The organism is Pararhizobium sp. DWP3-4, from assembly GCF_049898205.1.
Taxonomy (GTDB): Bacteria; Pseudomonadota; Alphaproteobacteria; order Rhizobiales; family Rhizobiaceae; genus Pararhizobium.
Map to the genome: position 1 here is coordinate 225,009 of NZ_JAFCXF010000005.1, position 11,159 is coordinate 236,167.

Consider the following 11,159-nt stretch of genomic DNA (forward strand, 5'->3'; position numbering starts at 1 on the left):
AAACATTTCTAATGTGCTTCAAAACCGATCAGCGCCTGCAACTTTCGCACCGAATGCGGCCAGGTCCAGTTGTCGATGACCATCTGTCTTGGCGAAAACACGGAGAGTGTCGCCAGCATTTCCGAAATACTCTCGTGAAATTCATCAGACGAGGCCGCTCGCCCGGTCTGTGGCGTAATATATTGCAGTCCACAACTGAGCGCGCTGTTTGCAAGGACTGGCAAGCCGGCGAGCATATACTCGGTCAAGATCGCGGGCGCCCCATCGTCGATACCGCAGACGACGCCGATCTTAGCCTGGTTCATCAAGCGGTTGACTTCAACGAATGGCACTCCGGGTGGACCGATAAAGTCGACGTTAATCTGCATGTCGCTCGCGCGCGCCCGCAAATCACTGGCCATTTCCCCATAGCCAAAGACGCACAGCGCGCGAACGGAACGCGGCAGCCTTGCCAAGGCGTGAAAGAGGATGTCGTGGCGCTTGTAGTTTTGCGCCGCCGCCACATAAATGATGTCGTAGGGCTTTGGACCATCAATCGGGAAGAACATAGTGTCAGATGCGAATTCCGGTCCGATCGGCAGAATAGCGGTCTTCATCCCCGGGTGCCGGCTACTTACCTCGTCTGACTGCCACGCGGCACCGGTGAGCACCAGATCGAAATGTCGACTGACCTCAGGCGGAATTCGCAATGCCGGCGCATCGATGGAGTTATAGATTTTGAAACTGTTTTTGCAGGCCGTGAGGAGGTCTTGCGAAACACCAAGTCCCCAGACGCAAAGGATATCCGGTGGCCCGAATGTCAGGATGTGAGCCATCATGTCGTTGGAAGAAATCGGTTCTTCCGGGCCATTCATCTGAAACGAGCGCCGGATGAGGCGCGGCGCGGCGCGCAGATCCGCCTGTGGAGCGTGATCTCCGCGCCAATGCGTCCATACCTCGACCGCATCCACGATGCCTGCTTTCAGGCAAGCCAGAGGCAGGCGCTCGATATATCCGCCCTCCACTGCGAAACCATGGCGCTCATTCACAGTATCGACAGGCTGGCCGCGGGCACCGCTCCCCCATTGATGGCAAAATTCTTCGATTGTTGGCACGCTTGCAGAAAACGTGTCCCCTGCCTGAAAATCGCTGATGACGACAAGCCGTCTGAGTTTCGTACTGTGCGTCATGATAAGGTTCGGACCTCCCGCTTGTCGCTCTTTCGACCCAGCGCGACCGCGTCGATCGGCAGCCAGCGATTTGTAAATTTCACTACGACCGGAGCCGAGGATCGCAATGCTGGCAAGCTTGCAACTGGCGACTTGACGTCGGGGCAATTGGCGATGGTCACAGCCTGGGAATTTCATCGGCTTTAGAGCCGATCGATCCAGTTTGATCAAGCTCGCGCTCCTCGTCGATGGCGGCCATCCGGCTGGTGGCGGCCTCGACGATCGCAGTGAGGAACTCTACGCGCGTCCAGCCGACAAGGTGTGCTTCTTCGACGAGAAGCTGCACTGCGTAATCCACGGTTTGATCGAGTTCTACCTTCCGCTCTGGGTGACCCGTCTGCTGGCTCGGAGGATCGATCATCATATCGCCTTTCGAAACTTGGATAAGGGCGCAAGCTTACCGGTTGGACACTCAACACCAAGAAAGATCTCGTCTTCACCGTCACATCATTGGCCGCGCGGGGCGCAGGTCTTGCCTCATGAAACCGGCGCTCGAACAAATTGTTCCACGGTCTCCGCCCGCCCGCGCCTAAGGCTCTCGCACACCGAAATTGAGAACGGAACCGACCGCCCCGTGGAACGTTGAGGATGGCGGCGCGGCCCGCCAATTTCCTCAGCGCCGCAGGGACAAAAAATGACCAGGAAGAACTTTCTGACAGCAGCTGCGTTGTCCATGCTCATGGTAGGACCCGCACTTGCACAAACGGCCGAGGACCCGGCGGTGACGGCATGTCGATCTACCGGGCTGGTCGCTCTACAAGCCCAATCATCAGAGATCACAGGGCTGGTCTTCGATGCTGAAAGTCTCGCCATAAGCGCAGCAGATACAAATGTCGAGGACGTTGCCATCAAGACCGTCATCCTCGGAGAGGCCTATATCGAGCGGAAGGGTGTCGCCGGGAAGGCCGATCGTTTCGTCTGCCTCGTCGGTGAAAAAGGCAAGGTGCTGCTCACCTTCTTTACGGCGAAATAGCAGCCTTCGTGCGTGGCCGGGTGCGGAACATTTAGCCGCCGTCAACGGTTGCGCCACAGTATTTAGAAAGGAATGACGATGGCAACTTACAAGGACGAACGCGGCGATACCGTTTCAAGTGCGCAAACGGAAAAGGTCGTACAGGCAACTCCCGTGCAGGCGCGTCAGGGGCTGCTTGGAAGGCCGGTATTGATGGTGTTGATCGGCGGCCTTCTTTTGGCGGTGATAGCGTGGGCGGTGGCAGGCAGCTACGGCGAGGCGATCGACAACGACGCCGCCACCGACAGCAAGCAGACCACGACGGGCGATATCAACGCGGTCGTGACGCCAAAGGATCAAACTGTCATCGATAACACGCCGCCTGCCGGAGAGAAAATGCAGCCTGCGCCGACTGATAGGGATCCCACGCCGGAATCCGGTTCAGGTGGCGAATCGCAATCCACTGCCCCGGCGGGCACCGAAAAAACACAGTAGAAGGTCTTCAGCATGGACGATAAATTCACACCTGATCCGAACGTAGAGCCAGCGCCGCTCGTAGACGAAGCGCTCGCAGCAACCGGCCGCACGGCCGATGACCACGAAGAGTTTACAGCGTTGCGGGTGGAGGTGGCACGCTTGAAAGAGGCGGCGCGGGAAACCGCATCTGGAGCGGGACGTTTGGCGATGGAAGACGTTCGCGAACGCGTCAGGGCGCAGCCGCTCACATCGGCTATCATCATTGGCTTTCTTGCTTTTGTCTACGGAGCTACGCGATAAGTGTGCTGTCATTTGATGCGATGATCGCCTGGTAGCTGGCCAAAGCTCTCTTTGTACCTACGGGCAAAATGCGAACGCGAAGAGTAGCCGGCTGCCTCGGCGGCGGCAAAGCTGGACGCTCCCGAGGCAAGGGCGCTTTGGCCTGCCCGAAGCCGCTCGTTTAGCACAATCGTGCGGAAGGACGTGCCTTCGGCTGCAAGCCTTCGGCGAAGGGTTGAGGCCCCAAGCCCAAGATGGGCGGCGACGCGCTCCACTGTCCAAGCTTCTGATGGAGCGCTGCCGATCAACCAGGCCACCTCGTCTGGCACGCTCGCTTCAAACAGAGGCCGGGCAGCGGGCATTGGCCGCAGGATTGTCAGCACTTCCGTAAGCCGCACTGCCTTGACCGCTTCTCCCAGTGTTTCGCTGGCGATCGCCGTGGCCGCGTGAGCCAGCGTATCTACAAGATCCTGGTCTAATGAGATGCGGAACTGCCTGTCGCCATTGCGCATGCTTTTCTTCTCGTCTCCCAAAAGTGGTGCCATGCCCGCTGGTAGTGCCGGCACTTCGAGCAGCAAGGACTCATATGGCGCGCTCCGTCCCGCCGGTATATTGACGACATCCATCGGCACCCGTCCGGGCAAAACGAAGACGGTGCCTGGTTCGAACACATGGGTCGTATTGCCGAGCCAGACCTCCTTCAGGCCGCGCAACAGGATACCAATGATAGGGCAAGGCAGTTCAATCGCCTTCAGCCGTTCCCGGTCCAGCGTGCAATACGAAAAGAGCTGCCGGCCGTGCGCGTATCGCCCCGCGATTCCGTTCGGAGCCATCATTGGTCTCAAACGCTCTACCAGCATGGAACGCAGATAGGTGTCATCAGCATGTTTGTCATGAACGTTCATGACCGGAACGATACCGCAGGACCAATCGGAAAAAAACCGCATCCTCGAGCGTTTCGGGCTCACAATCGATCGAACCGGAGCCTCCGCCGTCGGCAGGATACGTCACAACCTATCTGTACAGTTAATGGAGTCTGACATGAACACAACTGCCACGATCCTATTCGGCGCCTTTGCCGCCATGGCCTCAACCGCCCATTCCGCTGATGTCGAACTTTGGCGGCTTGATTGCGGCGAGATCGAGGTCCGCGACCTCTCGCTATTTTCCGATACCTTCAATCATGCCGGGGAGAAGCGGACTCTAACCGACAGCTGCTACCTGATCCGACATGATCAGGACTACATGCTTTGGGACGCCGGACTGCCGGCAGCCCTCCTGGGAGCGAAGCTGGATCCGACCGCGGTCCTGGCGCCAACGCTTGCCCGGGATATTCCCGCCCAACTCGCCGAGATCGGTGTGAACGCCGGACAGATCGGCCGGGTCGGCATCAGCCACAACCATTTCGACCATGTCGGCCAGGCGGCGGCGTTTCCACAGGCGACCTTGCTGATGGGCGCCGCGGACCTCGCTCAGTTCAAAGCTGATCCCCTTCCGTTTGCTGTCGATCCTGCATTCATCAAACCCTGGCTCGACGGCGCCTCGAAGATCGATGCCATCTCCGGCGATCGTGACGTCTTCGGCGACGGGACCGTCACCATTCTGTCCACCCCTGGTCACACACCCGGCGAGACGAGCCTTCTCGTTCGCCTGGCAAAGACCGGTGCCGTTGTGCTCTCTGGTGATGTCGCGCACTTCGAGGAGCAGTTTGAGAGCCGGGGCGTTCCAACCTTCAACCACGACCGTGCGGAAACACTCGCTTCGATGGAGCGGCTGACAGGCATTGCCAAGGCACTCAACGCCACCCTCATCGTTCAACACGATGCACGCGATATCGCCAAGCTGCCGATTTTCCCGAAAAGTGCCAAATAGACATTCGAAACCCCGGCCAGCCGACGCGCTGGCCGGGTTGGCTACCAGGCGTTGCGAATGGGTTAAGCATTCTCGGTTCCTTCAGCTGAAATCGGTTTTAAACACGGGTTTATTGCTCGATCTTGAGACCGACCCTGACCTCCGCTGAGGCAAGCAGTTCCGTTTTTCGCACTCCATAGTCTTTCTTGCCGGCGGCTGGCGCAGTGGCGGATCGCTGAAGACCCATTCAGATGACGACGAAATCATTCGCGGTCAGTGCCAGGCCCGCGGTAAGCGTCGCGAAATGTACCCCGCTATAGGACCCGCCGTTTCCGTCCCCGTCATAATAAAGTTTGCCTGTACAGGTTTCGTAGACGACGCGGTCGGAGGTGTCACCGGCCAGTCCGGTTGCATTCGCCGCAAACGCTGAGGCTTGAAGCACACCGGTGCTGGTTAGCGCGGTGAAGACTGCATTTTCCAGCTGAATCGTATCGTTGATCACATTATAGTCGGTGATTACATCAGTGTTGGTTGCAGCATCCACCACCGTGTTGAACAAAAATGTGTCACTGCCGACGCCGCCGGTCAGGATATCGTTGCCGGCTAGGCCCTTGATAATGTCATTGCCAGCGCCACCGTTGAGATCGTCGCTGCCGATCCCACCGGTCAGTTTGTCGTTGCCATTTCCGCCGCTCAAGGTATTGCCTGAACCGCCGAAAACGGTGAGTTGGTCATTGCCAGCGCCGCCGGCGAGGACGCTTGATCCAAACGAGCCGGGGGCGACCGTTGCCACCAGCACATCATCGCCAGCACCGCCATCCAAACGGTTCTCGGCGAGGGAACCATCTGCGGTGAACGGCGCGGATATGATCGACAGGAAGGCGTCGAGCGTGTCGTTGCCGATACCGCCGCTGAGTAGATTGACCACATTATACAGGCTGAGGCCAAGAGAACTGGGGCCGCCATGGGCATCGGCCACTATGCGCGCCGTCAGGACATCTTTTCCGTCGCCGCCAGTCAAGTCGTTCAGGGCAGAGACAAAGCCGCCAAGGGCCGTGGCATCCGCCTTTAAATGATCGTCTTCGGTGCCGCCGTCCAGCCGGTTGACGACGTTGGTGACCACATTTTCACCATCGGTCGTCTGCGTCGCCTCCAAGGTATCGTTGCCCGCATCGCCCCACAGGCTGTTGATCCCGACCGGGGAGCGGGAATTGGAATCTGTGAAACTAAAGGCACGCAGCACATCGTCACCGCCGCCACCATTGAGCCAATTCGACACCAGTTCCGTGGAGTTGGAGACACCTCTCGCCGTGGCTTCAAGAATATCGTTTCCGGCGCCACCACTTAGAATATTGATGGCAGTGGCCGTCGATCCGTTAAACTCGGTTTCGGCGAGAGCGGTGATGTGGTCGTTTCCATCTCCCCCATCGACCTCGTTCTTGGCGTAGTTGTCGTCCAGGGTGTTTCGTGTGCTGGCGATGACTTTGATCGTGTCGTCACCACTGCCGCCAAGAACATGGGTTATGGCTGCCACGTTGGCAAAGACCGGTTGCGCCACTTTGGCAACTGCGTTGATCGTATCGTTGCCGGCGCCGCCATCGGCCAGAACCTCGGCGCGCAATTGCCGGTCCAGCACAGTCGTGACCCCGCCTTGCAGCGTCACGATAGCGCTCATATTGTCTTTACCGGCACCACCGAACTGGACTGAAAGACCTTCGACTTCGTTGTCACCGTTTATCGGCACGAGCACATCCGTGACCAGGGTATCATTGCCGCCGCCGGCAATCAGCGCCGTCCGGTTGAAGGTGCTGTTCAAGCGATCGTTACCATCAAACGCGAAGATCAATGTCCCCTCGGTCGCAGCACTGAAAATCTCGTTGCGGCTGCTGCCGATCATCACAGCGTTGACGGGTGCTGTCCGCGCAAGCCAATCAAGCGTGGTCAGATTGTCAGTACCTTGGACAATAGTCGCTGCCCACTGCGCAACTTGAGTTTCCGTCGGTTCGAGAAATGCCATTTTCTCCTCCTTGCAATGGTTGCAAGCACGCCGAAGATCTTGGACTGTTAGTGCGGTCGTGCCATGTGTCCGCCTTCGAATCCACTGGAGCGTGTTTTCGACCCTGCCATATTGTGCAAAGGGACAGCATAGGTCCACGCCTTCTAATTCATGCGCGACATTTCAAGTGCCCTCCGCCGAAAGGCTTACCTGTTGCCCGGGCAAATCGTATTTGGGAAAAAGGAAGTTGTCCGGCGGGTTAAAAAAGGTCATCCGCCGCGCCGATATCGAGGAGCTGTCGCGCCGACAATAAATTTGTGCACCGCAGCAACAAGTTCTGTGTCCGCGCGTTACCTTATTATACGTCAATAAGACGTCGGAAGCCGGAGCGAATTTTATGAGATCGATGGCCGATACGCTGGAGCGCCTTGCGCGGCTTCGGGGAAAGCAAGCTGGGCCAACTCCCGCTTCGCGCCTGAAGCGACTTGATGGATTTGGGTCAAATCCCGGAGCGCTCTCCGGGTGGTGCCATGTGCCGTCTCAATTACCGAAAGCGCCAGCACTCGTCGTCGTGCTCCATGGTTGCACACAGACCGCCGCTGGCTATGACACGGGGTCCGGTTGGTCGAAGCTGGCCGACGATTTCGGTTTTGCGGTGCTGTTTCCGGAGCAAACTCGCGCCAACAATGCCAATCTTTGTTTCAATTGGTTCAATCGGGACGATATCGCAAGAGACAGCGGCGAGGCGCTTTCGATACGGCAGATGATCGCTGCTATGATAGCGGCTCACGCGATTGACCAGAGACGGGTCTACGTCACCGGCTTGTCGGCGGGCGGCGCAATGGCCAACGTCCTGCTTGCCTGCTATCCGGATCTGTTCGCAGGCGGGGCCATCATTGCAGGTCTGCCGTATGCCATCGCCGAAACGGTTCCGGAGGCATTCGACCGGATGAGAGGGCATGGTCTTCCAGGGACTGCCGTTTTGCAGGAGCGACTGAAGAGTGCATCGACGCACCAGGGGCCCTGGCCAACCGTTTCGATCTGGCATGGCTCCAGCGATCAGACCGTTGCGATGGCGAATGCGACAGCGACCGTTGAACAATGGCGCGGCGTTCATGGCGCGGCCGCAAAACCGGCTGCATCCGAGTCGATCGGCGGTCATAAGTGCACAACGTGGCGCGATCACGGTGGCGAGGATGCAATCACACTCTATCAGATTACAGGAATGGCGCACGGCACCCCGATCGATGGAAAAACGGGCTACGGCACCTCCGCTCCGTTCATGCTCGACGTGGGCTTCTCATCGACCTTGCACATCGCGCGATCCTGGGGGCTGATAGCATCCTTCGATCGTATGGAAACAAGCACCAACGACGGCCGTAACGAGGGTTCTGCCGATGTTGCGCAAACGTCTCCACCGGCAAGGACTGACGCTATCACGTCAGTTATAGAACGTGCGCTGCGCTCGGCTGGACTGATGCGCTAACGCCCGGATGTTATTCCGATCGACGCCACCTGCGTGGTGAGCTTCTGGACGGAATAACAGGGCGAACCCAGACAGGGAGGATTCCGGGGACTTGCTGCCTGTATCTTAAGAGCACGTCGGGACGCAGTTAACCTTGCGCAGTCGACCTATAAGCCACTTGAACCTGCTCAAAAATCAGATGGGCAGGCCTTGCTCAGATTGCCGGCGCCTGATTTCCCGATGCTTGGCGATATCTGCGTCCTTGACCTGAAAGTGGTCCAGGATGAGTTGGACATTTCGCTTGTGGGATTTGAAATAGACATCGAAGACGTCGCCAACGACAGGCACGGCTCCAAAGACCGTGTCGATGCCGAGATTATACACCATTCTGGCCAGCGTCGTCCTCGGTAGTCCGAGATCCCGGGCCTCGTTGACGATGTAAAGGCCAATCAGCGCACCGGCGGCGTCGCCGATCCCCGGCAGCAACCCGAGGATGGAATCCGCGCCGACCCGGATACCGGTGCCTGGAATTTGTATAGCCGTATCCATCACCCTGGCAATAGCGGCGAGACGCACGATGCGTGGCATTATGATCGTTTGGTCGTGATTGATTTTGGTCATGTTTAAGTCACGGCCCTTGCGTCTGTTTCACTATTTTCAGGCAGCAGGATCTCACCTGGGCCTGTCGGTACGTTTCCCAGCGCCGGTTGGTCCGCCGGGGTAATTCCCATGCGCTTCACTTTTGCTTTTCCGCTTTATACCAGTGTTCCTGGTCAAAGCGGTCCATCATCGCGTTTCTCCTCTTCCTGGAGAACCAGAAAGTTCGAGCAATGTTCCTCTTCAGGTGAGGAATGCTTCGGCGAACCGGATGAAACATCGGTGACGGAAACAGATCCGGTGGTGTGTAAAAGGGAACCAAGGGTAATCTGCATCGTTCTCCGATCAGCAAAAGGAGATTTAGATGTCGGATCCGAAACGCCCCCTGCCCCCTCAGCCCGAGCAAGAGCAATCTCCACCCGGCCTGACCTCGCTCATGAGACCGGTTCCCGATCACGGCGAGAAAAGCTATAAAGGCAATGGCAAGCTTGAAGGAAAGGTTGCGCTGATTACCGGCGCGGATTCCGGCATTGGACGCGCTGTGGCCATCGCCTTTGCTCGCGAAGGCGCCGATATCGTCATTTCCTATTTGAGCGAGGATGAAGACGCCGAAGAAACGGCAAAATGGGTGGAAGAAGCGGGCAGTAAAGCCATTGTCGTTCCTGGCGACATCACGTCGGAGAGCCATTGCAACGCAATCGTCGAGCAAACCTTGCGGGAGCTGGGCGGGATTGACATTCTGGTCAACAATGCCGCCTTCCAGCGGACCTATTCCTCCATTACAGAAATCACGGCGGATGAATGGGACGAAACATTCCGCACCAACATCTATGCGCCCTTCTTTCTTTGCAAAGCCGCAATCCCCCACATGAAAGCCGGTGCATCCATCATCAACACAACATCAATCCAATCCCGTCAACCTTCCTCGCATCTGCTCGCCTATGCGGCCACCAAGGGTGCTGTGTCGAATTTCACGGCTGGCCTTGCCGAAATGGTCGCGGAGAAGGGCATACGTGTGAACGCAGTTGCGCCCGGGCCGATTTGGACACCATTGATCCCTTCGACGATGCCGCCGGAGAAATCCGCATCGTTCGGTGAAAAAACGTTGATCGGCCGCGCTGGACAACCTGCCGAACTTGCCGGAGCCTACGTCCTGTTGGCGTCAAAAGAAGGAAGCTACATGACCGGTGCCGTCATTCCAGTCACGGGCGGGGAGATCATGATTTAAGCTGCCATTCAACATTGGCGCCCTCATGCTACCAGCCTTGACCCGACGTGCGGTCAGGAAAACCTGATAGCCGTGGAGACGGCCATCAGATGAAGCTGGATGGGATGGCGACGACAATGCGAAGCGCTCATCTCGATAAGGAGGCCTTGGAACCATTCGCCTCTGATTTCGGCTTAGCCAACCGAAGGCGCTCAAGTCTGGTAGCGCCATATTCCCTGGCTTCATCTTCTGTGCGAAACGATTTGTGCTCAGTGTGATTGCCGGCGAAGATCACAACCTCCCAAACTCCATTGACGAAGCTGACGTCGAGCTTGAGCTTTGATGGCTTTGTTGCGTTCATGGCATCCTCCGCCTGCGGCACTATTGCCAAAATAATAGCTAGGCTCGTTTGTCCCGGCATTTAAATTTCTCTATGGGCCAAGCAATCGCTTCGCAGGCCTCTTGATTTTCCCTCGTCGGCGATCGGGATCCTTCAAGAAGAACTCCACCATCGTCGACGTCTTTGCTGATGTCGTCACCCGTATGGGCCATAAGCGTAATAATTAGGTACGACCTTGGCAGGAAAGCCGGACCGACGCCGGCCCTCAGGGACATGACGCGAGGATCGCTCCCGGCCAAAATAATGGTGCTTAAGGGATTGTCCGCAGGAATCTCCAAGCCTGGGCCGGCTCACCGTCCATCGTCCGCTCGGAGGAGCTCTTCAACGCGATTGCTGTGGAAAACACACGATGTCTGGCTATAGGCTAGATTCAACATATTGCAGCCTTTCTAAAGGGCCGACACACTGTTGTAACATTTGGTAGGGGGCGGCATGGACCATCGTATTCTGTCGGATAGTGATATCGATATGCTCAAACGCGCACTCATTCATCGCTGCAAATATCTCGGAATAAGCCCCGACGGCGCTGCGGCTCATACCGCCGCCGGAGAATTGCTGGAAATGTTTCAGCTCGGCTGGAGCGACGAACGGCAATTGGCAACGGGACCGATCGCTATCCCCATCGGCAACAATTCTCACTGACTTTGGGCGATGAGCCTCTGATATCTGGTGGGCGCTTTTGGAAGTGTTTGCCCGCCACACTTTATATTCCGCCTTGCCTGGGAGT

13 protein-coding genes are annotated in these 11,159 nt (G+C 57.5%); 7 read left to right on the forward strand and 6 right to left on the reverse strand.

Going from position 1 to position 11,159, the window contains the following annotated elements:
* Positions 1 to 8 precede the first annotated feature (8 nt).
* Positions 9 to 1,379: a glycosyltransferase gene (locus ACP7E6_RS15045; protein ID WP_426230520.1), complete on the reverse strand. Its 1,371-nt coding sequence runs from the start codon at positions 1,377 to 1,379 to the stop codon at positions 9 to 11.
* On the reverse strand, positions 1,327 to 1,572 hold the full coding sequence (locus ACP7E6_RS15050) for a hypothetical protein (RefSeq protein ID WP_426230521.1): 246 nt from the start codon (positions 1,570 to 1,572) through the stop codon (positions 1,327 to 1,329). Before ACP7E6_RS15050 ends, ACP7E6_RS15045 begins: the two co-directional genes overlap by 53 nt.
* A 270-nt stretch (positions 1,573 to 1,842) precedes the next feature.
* On the opposite strand from ACP7E6_RS15050, the gene ACP7E6_RS15055 reads away from it, so the two are divergent.
* From ACP7E6_RS15055 to ACP7E6_RS15065, 3 genes are all read left to right on the forward strand, one after another.
* Entirely contained in the window at positions 1,843 to 2,181 is a 339-nt protein-coding gene (locus ACP7E6_RS15055; RefSeq protein ID WP_426230522.1) for a hypothetical protein, read from the forward strand.
* Positions 2,182 to 2,259: 78 nt separating this feature from the next.
* The gene (locus ACP7E6_RS15060) at positions 2,260 to 2,655 is read left to right on the forward strand and encodes a hypothetical protein (protein WP_426230523.1); all 396 of its coding nucleotides are present in this window, start codon (positions 2,260 to 2,262) and stop codon (positions 2,653 to 2,655) included.
* Positions 2,656 to 2,667: 12 nt separating this feature from the next.
* A complete protein-coding gene (locus ACP7E6_RS15065; RefSeq protein WP_426230524.1) occupies positions 2,668 to 2,937 on the forward strand; it encodes a hypothetical protein in 270 nt (89 codons plus the stop codon).
* An 8-nt stretch (positions 2,938 to 2,945) separates the two neighbouring features.
* Here ACP7E6_RS15065 and ACP7E6_RS15070 read toward each other — a convergent pair whose 3' ends face one another.
* Positions 2,946 to 3,821 carry a helix-turn-helix domain-containing protein gene (locus ACP7E6_RS15070; RefSeq protein WP_426230525.1) on the reverse strand — a complete coding sequence of 292 codons (876 nt, stop codon included), beginning with the start codon at positions 3,819 to 3,821 and terminating at the stop codon, positions 2,946 to 2,948.
* 136 nt (positions 3,822 to 3,957) lie between these two features.
* On the opposite strand from ACP7E6_RS15070, the gene ACP7E6_RS15075 reads away from it, so the two are divergent.
* On the forward strand, positions 3,958 to 4,788 hold the full coding sequence (locus ACP7E6_RS15075; RefSeq protein ID WP_426230527.1) for an N-acyl homoserine lactonase family protein: 831 nt from the start codon (positions 3,958 to 3,960) through the stop codon (positions 4,786 to 4,788).
* A gap of 226 nt (positions 4,789 to 5,014) precedes the next feature.
* On the opposite strand, the gene ACP7E6_RS15080 is transcribed toward ACP7E6_RS15075, so the two are convergent.
* Positions 5,015 to 6,784 carry a calcium-binding protein gene (locus ACP7E6_RS15080; RefSeq protein WP_426230528.1) on the reverse strand — a complete coding sequence of 590 codons (1,770 nt, stop codon included), beginning with the start codon at positions 6,782 to 6,784 and terminating at the stop codon, positions 5,015 to 5,017.
* 376 nt (positions 6,785 to 7,160) lie between these two features.
* Between ACP7E6_RS15080 and ACP7E6_RS15085 the strand changes: the two genes are divergently transcribed.
* Positions 7,161 to 8,249 carry an extracellular catalytic domain type 1 short-chain-length polyhydroxyalkanoate depolymerase gene (locus ACP7E6_RS15085; RefSeq protein ID WP_426230529.1) on the forward strand — a complete coding sequence of 363 codons (1,089 nt, stop codon included), beginning with the start codon at positions 7,161 to 7,163 and terminating at the stop codon, positions 8,247 to 8,249.
* A 174-nt stretch (positions 8,250 to 8,423) separates the two neighbouring features.
* On the opposite strand, the gene ACP7E6_RS15090 is transcribed toward ACP7E6_RS15085, so the two are convergent.
* Positions 8,424 to 8,849, reverse strand: coding sequence for a DUF4112 domain-containing protein (locus ACP7E6_RS15090; RefSeq protein ID WP_426230530.1), 426 nt, complete (start codon positions 8,847 to 8,849; stop codon positions 8,424 to 8,426).
* Positions 8,850 to 9,189: 340 nt separating this feature from the next.
* Between ACP7E6_RS15090 and ACP7E6_RS15095 the strand changes: the two genes are divergently transcribed.
* Positions 9,190 to 10,053: an SDR family oxidoreductase gene (locus ACP7E6_RS15095; RefSeq protein WP_426230531.1), complete on the forward strand. Its 864-nt coding sequence runs from the start codon at positions 9,190 to 9,192 to the stop codon at positions 10,051 to 10,053.
* Positions 10,054 to 10,180: 127 nt separating this feature from the next.
* Here the strand turns inward: ACP7E6_RS15095 and ACP7E6_RS15100 are convergent, their stop codons facing one another.
* Positions 10,181 to 10,393 carry a hypothetical protein gene (locus tag ACP7E6_RS15100; protein WP_426230532.1) on the reverse strand — a complete coding sequence of 71 codons (213 nt, stop codon included), beginning with the start codon at positions 10,391 to 10,393 and terminating at the stop codon, positions 10,181 to 10,183.
* A 471-nt stretch (positions 10,394 to 10,864) separates the two neighbouring features.
* On the opposite strand from ACP7E6_RS15100, the gene ACP7E6_RS15105 reads away from it, so the two are divergent.
* Positions 10,865 to 11,074, forward strand: a complete 210-nt coding sequence (locus ACP7E6_RS15105; RefSeq protein WP_426230534.1) for a hypothetical protein — start codon at positions 10,865 to 10,867, stop codon at positions 11,072 to 11,074.
* Positions 11,075 to 11,159 lie beyond the last annotated feature (85 nt).